Below are 12,146 nucleotides of genomic sequence, written 5' to 3' on the forward strand. Positions count from 1 at the left end.
ATGAGAACGATCGTCGGCGCTGTCGCGATGGCAGCCTCCATCCTGATCACTTCTTCGGCCGCACTCGGCGGTGATGGTGCAGCTGCAAAGGATAACAAGCGCCCCTCTTGGGCGAAGGTCGTGGTGAACCAATCGCCAGCGAAGGCGGGCGCCTATTACAAAGGCATCTCCCGGACCGCGTTCAGCAACTCGAAATGGCCGCAAACGCGATGAGGGCGGCTTAGCCGTCCGTTAAGCCGACGACCATCTGACAAGGAACCCAAATGCCGAGCCTGTCTTCTCTCGAAAACAATCTTGCTGCCCGCCTGCGACCGGTGCTCACCAACCGGTGGATCGCATTCATCGGCCTGCTGGCGCTCTGCTCGGCCTACATCCAGGGACCGTTGACGAAAATACTCGACTTTCCGGGCGCGCTGGCCGAGATGGATCACTTCGGCCTGCATCCGGCGCCGCTCTTTGCCATCGGGGTAATCGTCTTCGAGCTTCTGTTGTCGGCCCTCATTCTCACGGGGTTCTATCGCTGGGCGGCGGCAATCGCGCTCGCGGCCTTCACGCTCGCCGCAACTTTCCTCGCTTTCCGCTTCTGGGAGATGCCGCCGGGCATGGATCGTGCGATGGCGACGAACGGCTTCTTCGAGCATATCGGCCTGGCGGGTGCCTTCCTGCTCGTCGCCTGCTACGATCTGCGCGAACGGGCATCCGCAGGGAGGGCTTCGCAGTGACGGCAGCGAAAGAGAGCGCTGGCACGTTTGCGCCGTTGCGGCAGAAGGTTTTTGCGGTCCTGTGGGTCGCAACGATCATCGGCAATACCGGCAGCTTTGTCCGTGATGTCGCGAGCTCCTGGCTTGTCACCGACCTGTCGGCGACTCCGGCCGCCGTTTCCATGGTTCAGGCGGCAGCGACGCTGCCGATCTTCCTGCTCGCCATTCCTGCAGGGGTGCTCTCGGATATTCTCGACCGGCGCAAGTTCCTGATCGCCGTGCAGTTCCTGCTTGCATCCGCAAGTCTCTGCCTGCTGTTTCTCTCCGCCACGGGCCTGCAGTCCGTGAGCTCGCTGATTGCCCTGACCTTCGTTGGCGGGATAGGGGCCGCTCTCGTCGCCCCCACCTGGCAGGCGATCGTGCCGGAACTCGTTTCGCGGCAGGACGTCAAGGGCGCGGTGGCGCTGAACTCGCTCGGCATCAACATCGCCCGCGCGATCGGACCCGCGCTCGGCGGTCTGCTGCTTGCCTGGCTCGGTGCAGCCGTCACCTACGGTGTCGATGTCATCAGCTATGTCTTCGTCATTGCTGCGCTTCTCTGGTGGCGGCGCGGCGTATCAGACGACGATGCCCTTGCGGAGCGCTTCTTCGGCGCCTTCCGGGCGGGCTTGCGCTATGCGCGCGCCAGCCATGAGTTGCACGTGGTCCTGCTGCGTGCAGCGGTGTTCTTCGCCTTTTCGAGTGCGATCTGGGCGCTGCTGCCGCTGGTCGCCCGGCAGCTTCTCGGCGGTGGCGCCAGCTTCTACGGTATCCTGCTCGGTGCCGTCGGCGCGGGTGCAATCGGCGGCGCGCTGGTGATGCCGCACCTGCGTGCCCGGATGGATGCAGACGGGTTGCTGCTGATGTCGGCGGTGCTCACGGCTGCGGTGATGGGCGTACTCTCGTTCGCGCCGGCGCAATGGGTGGCGGTTGTCGCCTTGCTGGTTTGCGGTGCCGCCTGGATAACGGCGTTGACGACGTTGAACAGCACCGCGCAAGCCATCCTTCCCAACTGGGTGCGGGGGCGCACGCTCGCCGTCTATCTCACGGTCTTCAACGGAGCCATGACCGGCGGCAGCCTGGCCTGGGGCGCCATCGCCGAGGCGATCGGCGTGCCCTTCACGCTCGCGGTGGCGGCCATCGGCCTTCTTTGCGTCGGGTTCGTTTTCCACGCCATGAAACTGCCGAAGGGCGAAGCGGACCTTATTCCCTCCAACCACTGGCCGGAGCCGCTGACCAGCGAGCCGGTCGAACACGATCGCGGTCCCGTGCTCGTGCTGATCGAGTACACGATCGACAAGGCGGATCGCTCCGAGTTTCTGCAGGCGCTCGCCCGCCTGTCGCACGAGCGCCGCCGCGACGGCGCCTATGGCTGGGGCGTGACCGAGGACGCGGCTGATAGCGGCCGCATGGTGGAGTGGTTCATGGTCGAGTCCTGGGCCGAACATCTGCGCCAGCACAAGCGCGTCTCCAAGGCCGATGCGGATGTCCAGGAGGACGTTCGTCGCTTTCATAAAGGACCGGCGGTGCCGGTCGTACACCACCTTCTCGCGATCAACCGACCTCATCTCGGTTGAAGCGGGTTGCGTTCCCTGGCGCCATTGCCGGCGCCGTGGAGCGTGCCAGGCATACCACCCTAGAACCCTAACAAAGGAACCGCTCCCATGACCGAGAGCTACGTCAGGACTGATGATGGCGTCGATATCTTCTACAAGGATTGGGGCTCGGGCCAGCCAATCGTCTTTCACCACGGCTGGCCGCTATCGGCAGACGATTGGGACGCGCAGATGCTCTATTTCGTCAACAAGGGCTTTCGCGTCATTGCCCATGACCGCCGTGGCCACGGCCGCTCGACGCAGGTGAGCGAAGGTCATGACATCGCGCATTACGCCAAGGATGTTGCGGCACTGACCAACAAGCTCGGTCTGAGCGATGCGATTCATATCGGCCACTCCACCGGAGGCGGTGAAGCTGTTGCCTATGCGTCACGGCGGCGGCAGGGTCGCCAAGCTGATCATCGTCGGTGCTGTGCCGCCGATCATGGTCAAGACGGCGAACAACCCAGGCGGCCTGCCGATCGAGGTGTTCGACGGCTTCCGTGCGGCGCTTGCCGCCAACCGGGCGCAGTTCTTCCTCGACGTTCCGGCCGGCCCCTTCTACGGCTACAACCGGCCGGGTGCCGAGGCATCCGAAGGCGTGATCCGCAACTGGTGGCGCCAGGGCATGATGGGCAGCGCCAAGGCCCATTACGAGGGCATCAAGGCCTTCTCGGAAACCGACTTCACCGAAGACCTCAAGGCGATCGAAGTCCCAACGCTGGTCATGCATGGCGATGACGACCAGATCGTGCCGATCGACGACAGCGCGCGGCTTGCCGTCAAGTTGCTGAAGAACGGCACGCTCAAGGTCTATGAGGGCTACGCCCACGGCATGCTGACGACCCATGCCGACGTCATCAATCCTGACCTGCTTGCCTTCATCAAGGCCTAAAAGGCTGGCATGATCCGCAGCGTCCCGGTACCGCGGACCGTGCCGGGACAGATCTTGATGCCCGCACCGTGTTGAGCGGTGCGGGTTTTATCATTCAGGCGCTTGCCTTGGCGGTTTTGCCAAGGGCGCCCACCAACCGGTCGATGAACACGCGCACCTTGGGCGCGACCAGTTTCGTCGTCGGGTACACGGCCCAGATCGCCAGTGTCTCAGGTGCGACGTCTTCGAGGCGGATGCGTATCAGCCGCCCCGCATCGAGATCGTCGGCAATGTTCCAGTCGGAGAGCAGGGTGATGCCTGCACCGGCGAGGCACGCCGCATGGCATCCTTCGATGCTTGTCGACGAGAATCGGCTCTGCAATCGCACATGCGTCTCGTTCCCGGCGCTCACAAAGGTCCAATGATTGACGCCGTGCAAGGGCAGGCATTGATGGTTGATGAGATCGCCCGTGGTCCGTGGCCTTCCGTGCTTCTCGACATAGGATGGCGAAACGACGAGGGAACGCGGGTTTTCGGCCATTTTTTTGGCGATGAGGCTGCTGTCCTTCAGGCGTGCGATGCGGATCGCCAGATCGATGCCCGACGCTACCAGGTCAGGCATGGTGTCGCTCATATCGAGTGCGACCTTGAGCCCGGGATGATCGTCAAGCAACAAGGGCATGAGTGGAGCAACCACCTTGGTCGGGAAGGCAACCGGCGCCGAGACGCGCAGGAGGCCGGTCGCCCCATCATCGCCGCCCTTAAGCAGCGTTCGCGCCTGCTGTTCGGTTTCGAGAAGCGCCTGGGCATAGGGCAGAAAGGACTCGCCCTCCGGCGTCAGCGACAGCGAGCGGGTGGTGCGATGCATGAGCCGCACACCAAGCGTCTGCTCCAGGGCAGCGAGCCGCCGCGTCGCGATCATGGGTGTGATGCCAAGCCGTCGCGCGGCCTCGGCGAGACTGCCGCCGCTTGCCGCTGCAGTGAAGACGAGGACTTCTTCAAGGTTCATTGTATCGATTTCCGATATTCTGGTATCCACAATGATGGAGCTACATCGTATTTCGATAAAGCGATAGATCAAGCCCATCTCCTCAATGAGAAGGGCAAGTGAAATGGATACCAACGAAACGGAGCATTCCGGCCTCGGCCGAGCCCGCCTCTATGCCATGGCCGTCGCCAGCGGCATCGCGGTCGCAAACATCTATTACAATCAGCCGCTGCTCGGCCTCATCGAGGCCGAGTTTCCCGGTGAGCCGGCCATTGGCCTGCTGCCGACGGCGACGCAGCTTGGCTACGCGCTGGGCCTGCTGCTTCTATTGCCACTCGGCGATATCGTTCGGCGGCGGCGCCTGATCGTCGGCCAGTTCCTGGCGATCGCGATTGCGGCCGCTGCCGCGGCTTTGGCACAGTCGCCTTTTCTGCTGATCGTCGCCTCAGTGCTGCTGGGCGCCAGCGCCACTGTCGCGCAGCAGATCGTCCCGATCGCTGCGATGCTCTCTAAGCCTGACAAGCGCGGTGCGGCGATCGGCACGGTCATGGCCGGCGTCTTGACCGGGATCCTGCTCAGCCGCACGATCTCCGGCTTCGTTGGCGCCCACGCCGGCTGGCGCGAGATGTTCTGGGCAAGCGTACCTCTTGCCCTTGCCGCCTCGCTCTTGATGGTCCGGACCCTGCCGGATCTGCGGTCTGCGTTGCGTTTACCCTATCGCGAAGCCCTTGTTTCGCTCGTCACGCTTTGGCGACGCGAGCCCGCGCTCCGTCTGGCTTCCGTGGTGCAGGCGGCGCTGTTCGCCTCTTTCACGGCGTTCTGGACCGTGCTTGCACTTTATCTCGCGACACCGCGTTTCAATCTGGGCGCGGATGCTGCCGGCCTGTTCGGCATTGTCGGCGCGATCGGCGTCTTTGCAGCACCGATCGCCGGCAGGGTGGCAGATCGACGGGGCGCACGGTCCGTCGTCTGGCTCGGGGCGGCGCTGACGCTCTCTGCCTGGGGCGTTCTTGGCGCCTGGGCCTCGCTCGCCGGACTGGTGATTGGCGTCATTGTGCTCGACATCGGCATCCAGGTCGCGCTGATCGCCAACCAGCATATCATCTATGCGCTCGAGCCGGCGGCGCGCAGCCGCATCAATACGGTCTTCATGACCAGCATGTTTCTTGGAGGATCGGCAGGTTCGGCCCTGTCCTTCGCCGCCTGGAGCTATGGGGCTTGGTTCGGTGTCAGCGTGCTCGGTCTCGCACTTGCGGGGCTGGCGCTCGCTGCCATGCTGCTTGCTCGGCGAGCGGCAAGGTTGGCGATCTCGCGCTGACGGCGAGGCTAGGGAACGCGCCTCTTCGGCCGGCGGACGGCCCGGATCGTTCCGCTTGTACCGCCACCGCAGAAGAAGCGGTCACCGCCATCGGACTCCAGTCCGGAGACACCGAAACCCCGCGGCATCACGATCCGTTCAAGCACCGACCCCGTTTCGGGGTCGATACGCCTCAAGTCGCTGTCGTCGCCTTCCCAGGTGCCGTGCCAGAGCTCACCGTCGATCCAGGTGACGCCTGTCACGACGCGCTTGGACTCGATAGTGCGCAGGATCGCACCGGTCTCGGGATCGATCTGATGGATCCGTCGGCCGCGATGCTGCCCGACCCACAGGGTACCCTCTGCCCAGGCAAGGCCGGAATCGCCGCCCCCACCGGGCGCCGGGATGGTTGCCAGTACACGGCCGCTGGTGGGATCGATCTTCTGGATGCGGTCCTCGGCGATCTGGAACAGATGCTTGCCGTCGAAGGCGGTGCCGGCATGGGCTGCGACATCGATCGAGCGCACCGGCATCCCGCTTTCGGGGTCGAGCGCATTGATCTTGTCGCCGGAGGCAAACCAGATGTTCTCACCGTCGAAGGTGACGCCGTGCACTTGGTCGGCCCCGGGGAAGGGGCCATATTCGCGGAGGATTTCGGCTTCGGATCGTTTCATGGTCTCCATCCTAATCGCTTGGCAGTGGGCCCGGGAGTAACAAGACTGTCGGGAATGTCGGCACCGGCGGGATCACCCAGCGTCGCGCCCGCCCGCGGCCGACTGGAAACACCTTCTTTTCCGAGGAAAGCTCTTCGAGCGCCCGTTGCACGGTGCGGGCGCTGGCGTCGAGCGCGATCGCGAGGGCGGAACTCGACCATGCCTCGCCATCGCCGAGCAGCGCAAGCACGGCCGCATGCCGTTCATCGACCGGCGGTGCCAGCACCACGACTGCGTGATCGCCTTGGGGAGCCAGCCGGAAGCCATCGCTGGTCGCGGTGATATCTGCGAAAGCGCGGAGCTCGTCGCGAAGCCGGCCGATCTCGACCCTCAGTCTTGCGCGGTGGGATTCGTCGACATGTCTCGCGCCGAAGGCACGGGCGAGCAAGGCGCGCCGCGAGACGTCTGCCGGCCACGCCTCTCCGAGCGCCCGCGCGAGCGCGAAGAGCACTGGCCGGGTTGAAAGCGAAACGGCGGAAGCTTCGCGCCGGACCACGTTCCGGCAAGCGTCGATGACGAGGGCGCCGGAAGCAAACAGGGTTTCGACCTCGTCAAGCCGCAGCAGGCGCTCGCCTCCGCCGGCCAGAAGCCGGGCGGCCGGCGTGTCGAGGACAAGGGCAGCACTCTCGACCTCCGCCACCAGTGCCGGCATGCCGGTCGCGCGCGCCGCTTGGGTTGCCCGGGCGAAGGCGTTGGCTGCGGAGGTGGTCTGCAGTCGCCGAACGGCGATGCCGGCCACGGCAAGCTCGTGCGTGGCTCTCGCCGGCGGTGTCAGCCTGCCCGGATCGACACCGGCGAGCATCTGTTCGGCTTCGTCGAGACGACCGATCAGCAGCAAGCGTCGAGCGCCGAGGTTGCGGGCGTGGGCGGCATTGAGGTGGTCGCCATGGGCTTCGAGCGTGGCGCGGGCGGTTTCGAGTGCCTTCATCGGCCAGGAGAGGTCTCGCGAGACGATGGCGATTTCCGCCTCGGCGACGATGCATCGCGCGCGGGCGACAGCCTCCTTCGGGCCAAAACCGCGCGCCGCGGCCTTCAACAGCGTCTTGGCGCGCACGAGATCGCCGAGCTGAGCCATCGCGATGCCGCGCAGCGCCAAAGCCGGTGGGTCGTCGCGCAGGCCAACGCGCTTCAGCACGCCGAGCAGATCTCCGGCCGCCAGCGCCTGGCCAGCCGCGGTAATCAGCGAATCCATCTAAATCCCGTCACACTTGTCACTCCCCCCAACAGTGCTTCGGCCTCTATCTATTGCCTGAACGGCACGCGACAACAGAGAGGACCTTGGAAGCACAATCAAGTGGCTTGGATCCGAAGCGGTTGAAGGCGTGCCGCGCGACGTCGGCGAACCTGCAATATTTATGAAATTCTGCAAGATGCGATGTCGGCTTTGCGTCGGCGCCTGCGTCTTACAGCAACCAGCAAAAGGAGGTGCTGTGCACATCCGAACCTGCTGCGCGATCAGTTTGTACGTTATCGGCGCTGCCGGCCGTCTGACCGGGCGCCGCCAAGGAGATTGCAATGGGCAATTCGTTTTATCGTTGGGTCATCGTGGCGGCGGGCGGCCTGCTTGGCTGCCTGGCAATCGGCGCCATGTTCTCGCTTCCAGTCTTCCTGCTGCCGATCTCGCGTGACACCGGCTGGTCCGTCACCGGAGTCTCCAGCGCAATGACCATCGGCTTTTTGGCGATGGCATTCGCCAGTATCGCCTGGGGCAGTCTCTCCGATCGCTGGGGTGCGCGGCCGATCGTGCTCATCGGCTCGGTGCTTCTCGCCGTCAGCCTGATGGCGGCAAGCAGGGCGACATCGCTGATCGCCTTCCAGTTCGTCTTCGGCGTTGTCGTGGGTATCGCGACCGCGGCGATCTTCGCGCCGATGATGGCCTGCGTCACCGGCTGGTTCGATACGCATCGGAGCCTTGCGGTCTCGCTCGTTTCGGCCGGCATGGGCATGGCGCCGATGACGATGTCGCCTTTCGCGGCATGGCTGGTTTCGGCCTACGACTGGAGAACAGCCCTGCAGATCATCGGCGTCGTCGTCGCCGTCGTGATGATTCCGGTCTCGCTTCTCGTTCGCCAGGCGCCGGCACTGGCCGGAGGGGCTGCGGCCGCCTCTCCTGAGGAAGAGGCGCAGTCGTCGATGACGACGAGCCAGGTGCTGAAATCACCGCTCTTCATCATTCTGCTGCTGACAAACTTCTTTTGCTGCGCCACCCATTCCGGGCCGATCTTCCACACGGTGAGCTATGCCATCACCTGCGGCATTCCGGTCATGGCGGCAGTCTCGATCTATAGCGTCGAGGGGCTCGCCGGCATGGGTGGCCGCGTCGTCTTCGGCCTGCTCGGCGATCGCTTCGGGGCGAAGCGCGTGCTGGTTCTCGGATTGCTTGCCCAGGCTTTTGGGGCCTTGGCCTATGTCTTCGCCGCGGGGCTCGGCTCGTTCTACGCGGTCGCTGCCCTGTTCGGCTTCATCTATGCCGGCGTGATGCCGCTTTATGCCGTACTCGCCCGGGAGAATTTCCCTCTGCGGATGATGGGGACGGTCATTGGCGGAACGGCCATGGCGGGCAGCCTCGGCATGGCGACGGGACCGATTGCCGGTGGTCTGATCTATGATGCGCTGGCGAGCTATACCTGGCTTTACATCGGCTCTTGGGGCATCGGCCTTGGCGCGTTCCTGATCGCGCTCACCTTCAGGCCCGCGCCGCGATACCGGCAGGCGGTCGCTGCGGCATGACGCAACCGCGCTAGGGACCAATCGATCGGGCTCCGCCTGATAGGTGGAGCCCGATCATGTTGTTGTCCGTTTTTATCCGAGATGCTTTCCCGGCTTAGCGGTCGTCAACCTTCACCGTTCTTGCGCCGACATGAAGTGCCCGGCCGGCGCCCATGCCCATGATCGCCACACCGATGCCAAGGGCGATGAAGAGAACGGAACTCGCCGCAAAGCTGCCGGTCCAGCTGCGGATGAAGCCGACGAGCAGCGGACCGATGGCAGCGAGCACGTAACCGACGCCCTGCGCCATCCCAGAAAGATGCGCGGCGACATGGGAATCGGGCGAGCGCAGCACGATGAGGGTCATCGCCGCGGCGATCAGGCCGCCCTGGCCGATCCCCTGAAGAACGGCCCAGACGAGCACTGTCGAAAGCGGCGCGAAAAGGATACCGATCAGCGCGATGACGGCAGCGGCGACGAGCGCCACGCAGACGGCGCGCTGGTCGCGGCGACGGACGGCGAACGAAGGCACAGCCAAGCAGGTAACGACCTGCATCATGATCGACGCGGATACGACGGCGCCGGCGGTTGCGGCATCGAGGCCGCGCTCGCGAAGGATCGGCGCCATCCAGCCGAAGACGCAATAGGCGAGCGCCGACTGCAGCCCCATGAACAGCGTCACCTGCCAGGCGAGGCGATCGCGCCAGAGGCCGACGACGCGGAAGCCGGTGTGACGGGCCTGCGCCTTGCCGCGCAAGGCCTGCGGTGCCCAGATCAAAAGCACGATCAGGGCAGGCACGGCCCAGGCGGCGAGCGCGCCGGACCAGGAGCCGACCACATGATGCTCGATCGTGAGCGTCAGGCCGGCGGCGCTGGCAGCACCCGCGCAGAGCGCCATGGTGTAGAGGCCCGTCATCATCGCCGCCCGATCGGGAAAGTCACGCTTGACGAGGCCGGGGAGAAGCACGTTGCCGACTGCGATCGCCGCACCGGCGGCGAAGGTCGCGATAAACAGCAGCGGCACGGACTGGACGCCGCGCAGGCCGGTGCCGAGCGTCAGGAGCAGCAGCACACCCAGAAGCGTGCGCTCGGCACCGAAGCGTTGCGCAAGTTTGGGTGCGAGCGGCGCGAAGATCCCGAGGCAGACCACCGGCAGGGTGGTGAGCACGCTGGCGCCGGCGGTGGACAGGCCGGTCGCCTGCATCACCTCGGGCAGCAGCACCGAGAGGCTTGAAAACAGCGGCCTGAGATTGAAGGCGATCAGGACGAGGCTCACACCGAGAAGGATGCGGGCGCCGTGGCTCAGGACCGGTGGCTGCGGTGCCGGTAGGCTGTCGGCCTCGGCGTCGATGAGCTGGTCTTCGGTGCCGAGCGGTTCGGCGGCCTCGGCCTTGTGGGGATCACGAAACGTCTGGTTCATTGGGTGAGAAGCCGATCAAGTTCAGCGAGGACGGGAGCCATGAACGCCCGCACGGAGGCCGCGGCCCTGTCCGGATCACCGGACGCGATCGCCTCGACGATCGCCGCATGCGCATTGTCGTCCGGTTCGGGCAGGTCGCCGCGAAGGGTCGAGTGGATGGTTTCGAGGATGGCCGAGGTGAAGAAGTCGTAGAGCTCGACGATTGCCTTGTTGCCCGATGCCTCGACGATCGATCTGTGGAAGGCGATGTCGCGTTGGCCGAATGCATCGCGTCCGCCGTCGGACACCGTTCCGCGGGCGGCGAGCAGCGTGGACATGCGCTCAAGGTCTTCAGGCGTATGACGCAGCGCCGCCAGCCGTGCCGCCTCGACGTCGAGTGCCGCGCGTGCTTCCCACTGATCGCGAAGACCTGTGCGCTTGACCCGGTCGAGTGCGCCCGAGGCATCGACGGTCGAACGGACATAGGTGCCGGAGCCCTGGCGGGCGTCGAGCAGGCCTTTCGAGATCAGCACCCGAACGGCCTCACGCACGGTGCCGCGACTGACCGCCAGCAGTTCCGTGAGCGCCGTCTCATTAGGTATCCGCTCGCCGACGGCCCAGCGGCCGCTGAGGATTTCCGCCCGCAGGCTTTCAGCCGCGCTCTCAGCGAGGTTGGTACGATTGATCGGTTGCATCATCCGCTCATCAAGTCATCAGATGATTTGACTGATAAGCCGAGTTGATGCGCGAGTCAATCAGCGTAAGGGGCAGCCGACGACCGAACGGCGTTGAGTTCTTCCGCAGAGATCGGTCTTTTCGGAAAAACAAGAGCCAGCGCTGCCGGCGGAGACCGGGAGCACTGGCGCGAAGGATCGACGTGCGTGGGCCGCAATGCGGCCGAACGGGCTATCTCAGTTGAGCCTGAGGTCGAGGCCTGGGTGCAGCTTCTTGAGGTTTGGCAAAGATTTCGATTGCCACGGGATTTCGGAGGTCCCGCGCACCGTCAATTGCACGTTCGGGCGGTTGCGCGCCTCGATCGTCAGCTTGGCGAGCAGGTTGATCCCGGACGAGTTCAGAAACTGCAGTTCCGTGAGATCGATGGTGATGTGCTCAGGCTCGGTCTCCAGCACGCCCATGACGGTCGAGAAGATCGGGGCATAGGCTTCCGTTCCTGACAGCCGCATGGTGCCTTCTAAATGGATATCGTTGCCTTCGGACCAAACGCGATACTCTTCTTCGTCCTTATTTTCCATGTTCACCGGCTCATCAGTTCGAGAGGTCTGGGACCGCAATGGAGGCATAGGTCTCCAGCGAGGTTTCTCCGTCGTCTCCCTGGGCACCAAAAACCCAAGCGAAACGAACGCCATAATCGCTCATCAGCGTCAAAAGACCAAGCCCCGAGCCGCTCTTGCCGAGCCCGTTTGCATTGGCTTCGATACGCTCGATGAGCAGGTCTCCGGGGTCGCCGTCGGCGATCTCGGAAAGCAGGTCCTGAAAGCGCGCAGCCGTCTCGTTGTCGATGACGTTGGAGACTTTCGTGCGAAAGCTGTTGGCTTCGAGAGTGGCTTCTACCATAACCACACCGGAGGCACGGAACTTCACCGCGTTCTCCACCAGCTCGTTGGTCAGGTAGCCGATGTTGTGCCGGACTTCCCGATAGGTATTGCGCGAGGCGCGATAGCGCAGCGCCGCGAGCTCGGCCACGAAATCCGAAGCCATCGCGCAATGCTTCCAACTGAGGTCGAGCGGGCCGTCATAGAGGCGCAGTCGCGTCATCCTCTGGTGGGCGCCGATCGTCAGGTCCGCCAGTCCGTAGAGCGTGGTCATCTGA

General features: G+C 64.5%; 13 protein-coding genes and 1 pseudogene. 7 read left to right on the top strand and 7 right to left on the bottom strand.

Annotated elements, in window-relative coordinates; translation table 11 throughout:
- From LAC81_RS30860 to LAC81_RS38605, 5 genes and pseudogenes are all read left to right on the top strand, one after another.
- Nucleotides 1–213, top strand: a complete 213-nt coding sequence (locus LAC81_RS30860) for a hypothetical protein (protein ID WP_223728461.1) — start codon at nucleotides 1–3, stop codon at nucleotides 211–213.
- A 50-nt stretch (nucleotides 214–263) separates the two neighbouring features.
- Complete coding sequence (locus LAC81_RS30865) at nucleotides 264–722, top strand: DoxX family protein (protein ID WP_223728462.1); 459 nt, start codon at nucleotides 264–266, stop codon at nucleotides 720–722.
- The gene (locus LAC81_RS30870) at nucleotides 719–2,317 is read left to right on the top strand and encodes an MFS transporter (protein WP_223728463.1); all 1,599 of its coding nucleotides are present in this window, start codon (nucleotides 719–721) and stop codon (nucleotides 2,315–2,317) included. The genes LAC81_RS30865 and LAC81_RS30870 overlap by 4 nt, the downstream gene beginning before the upstream one ends.
- Before the next feature lie 210 nt (nucleotides 2,318–2,527).
- Nucleotides 2,528–2,794: pseudogene (locus LAC81_RS38600) on the top strand (alpha/beta fold hydrolase); the annotation flags it as partial.
- A complete protein-coding gene (locus tag LAC81_RS38605; RefSeq protein WP_419196094.1) occupies nucleotides 2,781–3,230 on the top strand; it encodes an alpha/beta fold hydrolase in 450 nt (149 codons plus the stop codon). The pseudogene LAC81_RS38600 and the gene LAC81_RS38605, both read left to right, overlap by 14 nt.
- A 94-nt stretch (nucleotides 3,231–3,324) precedes the next feature.
- Here the strand turns inward: LAC81_RS38605 and LAC81_RS30880 are convergent, their stop codons facing one another.
- Nucleotides 3,325–4,290: a LysR family transcriptional regulator gene (locus tag LAC81_RS30880; protein ID WP_328717556.1), complete on the bottom strand. Its 966-nt coding sequence runs from the start codon at nucleotides 4,288–4,290 to the stop codon at nucleotides 3,325–3,327.
- Between the two features lie 31 nt (nucleotides 4,291–4,321).
- Here LAC81_RS30880 and LAC81_RS30885 point away from each other — a divergent pair, with 31 nt between their 5' ends.
- Nucleotides 4,322–5,515, top strand: a complete 1,194-nt coding sequence (locus LAC81_RS30885) for an MFS transporter (RefSeq protein WP_223728464.1) — start codon at nucleotides 4,322–4,324, stop codon at nucleotides 5,513–5,515.
- A gap of 8 nt (nucleotides 5,516–5,523) precedes the next feature.
- Here the strand turns inward: LAC81_RS30885 and LAC81_RS30890 are convergent, their stop codons facing one another.
- Nucleotides 5,524–6,168: a glutamine cyclotransferase gene (locus LAC81_RS30890; protein WP_223728465.1), complete on the bottom strand. Its 645-nt coding sequence runs from the start codon at nucleotides 6,166–6,168 to the stop codon at nucleotides 5,524–5,526.
- A gap of 10 nt (nucleotides 6,169–6,178) precedes the next feature.
- The gene (locus tag LAC81_RS30895) at nucleotides 6,179–7,399 is read right to left on the bottom strand and encodes a helix-turn-helix domain-containing protein (protein ID WP_223728466.1); all 1,221 of its coding nucleotides are present in this window, start codon (nucleotides 7,397–7,399) and stop codon (nucleotides 6,179–6,181) included.
- A 323-nt stretch (nucleotides 7,400–7,722) separates the two neighbouring features.
- On the opposite strand from LAC81_RS30895, the gene LAC81_RS30900 reads away from it, so the two are divergent.
- Nucleotides 7,723–8,937 (top strand): MFS transporter, encoded by a 1,215-nt coding sequence (locus LAC81_RS30900; RefSeq protein WP_223728467.1) that lies wholly within the window; start codon nucleotides 7,723–7,725, stop codon nucleotides 8,935–8,937.
- Nucleotides 8,938–9,031: 94 nt separating this feature from the next.
- Here the strand turns inward: LAC81_RS30900 and LAC81_RS30905 are convergent, their stop codons facing one another.
- From LAC81_RS30905 to LAC81_RS30920, 4 genes are all read right to left on the bottom strand, one after another.
- Nucleotides 9,032–10,336, bottom strand: a complete 1,305-nt coding sequence (locus tag LAC81_RS30905) for a CynX/NimT family MFS transporter (RefSeq protein WP_223728468.1) — start codon at nucleotides 10,334–10,336, stop codon at nucleotides 9,032–9,034.
- Nucleotides 10,333–11,010 (bottom strand): FadR/GntR family transcriptional regulator, encoded by a 678-nt coding sequence (locus tag LAC81_RS30910; RefSeq protein WP_223728469.1) that lies wholly within the window; start codon nucleotides 11,008–11,010, stop codon nucleotides 10,333–10,335. Before LAC81_RS30910 ends, LAC81_RS30905 begins: the two co-directional genes overlap by 4 nt.
- Before the next feature lie 216 nt (nucleotides 11,011–11,226).
- Nucleotides 11,227–11,568 (bottom strand): slr1659 superfamily regulator, encoded by a 342-nt coding sequence (locus tag LAC81_RS30915; RefSeq protein WP_223728470.1) that lies wholly within the window; start codon nucleotides 11,566–11,568, stop codon nucleotides 11,227–11,229.
- A gap of 13 nt (nucleotides 11,569–11,581) precedes the next feature.
- Nucleotides 11,582–12,142 (bottom strand): slr1658 superfamily regulator, encoded by a 561-nt coding sequence (locus tag LAC81_RS30920; protein ID WP_223728471.1) that lies wholly within the window; start codon nucleotides 12,140–12,142, stop codon nucleotides 11,582–11,584.
- Nucleotides 12,143–12,146: the final 4 nt, after the last annotated feature.

Origin of the sequence: Ensifer adhaerens (genome assembly GCF_020035535.1) — a bacterium.
In the GTDB taxonomy this organism is placed as follows: Bacteria; Pseudomonadota; Alphaproteobacteria; order Rhizobiales; family Rhizobiaceae; genus Ensifer.

What these genes read in the sequence shown, in the direction of transcription:
- LAC81_RS38605 (WP_419196094.1), top strand. Translation starts at nt 2,781, where the DNA reads ATGGTCAAGACGGCGAACAACCCAGGCGGCCTGCCGATCGAGGTGTTC.
- LAC81_RS30900 (WP_223728467.1), top strand. Translation starts at nt 7,723, where the DNA reads ATGGGCAATTCGTTTTATCGTTGGGTCATCGTGGCGGCGGGCGGCCTG.
- LAC81_RS30905 (WP_223728468.1), bottom strand. Translation starts at nt 10,336, where the DNA reads ATGAACCAGACGTTTCGTGATCCCCACAAGGCCGAGGCCGCCGAACCG.
- LAC81_RS30865 (WP_223728462.1), top strand. Translation starts at nt 264, where the DNA reads ATGCCGAGCCTGTCTTCTCTCGAAAACAATCTTGCTGCCCGCCTGCGA.
- LAC81_RS30915 (WP_223728470.1), bottom strand. Translation starts at nt 11,568, where the DNA reads ATGGAAAATAAGGACGAAGAAGAGTATCGCGTTTGGTCCGAAGGCAAC.
- LAC81_RS30885 (WP_223728464.1), top strand. Translation starts at nt 4,322, where the DNA reads ATGGATACCAACGAAACGGAGCATTCCGGCCTCGGCCGAGCCCGCCTC.
- LAC81_RS30920 (WP_223728471.1), bottom strand. Translation starts at nt 12,142, where the DNA reads ATGACCACGCTCTACGGACTGGCGGACCTGACGATCGGCGCCCACCAG.
- LAC81_RS30890 (WP_223728465.1), bottom strand. Translation starts at nt 6,168, where the DNA reads ATGAAACGATCCGAAGCCGAAATCCTCCGCGAATATGGCCCCTTCCCC.
- LAC81_RS30895 (WP_223728466.1), bottom strand. Translation starts at nt 7,399, where the DNA reads ATGGATTCGCTGATTACCGCGGCTGGCCAGGCGCTGGCGGCCGGAGAT.
- LAC81_RS30860 (WP_223728461.1), top strand. Translation starts at nt 1, where the DNA reads ATGAGAACGATCGTCGGCGCTGTCGCGATGGCAGCCTCCATCCTGATC.
- LAC81_RS30910 (WP_223728469.1), bottom strand. Translation starts at nt 11,010, where the DNA reads ATGCAACCGATCAATCGTACCAACCTCGCTGAGAGCGCGGCTGAAAGC.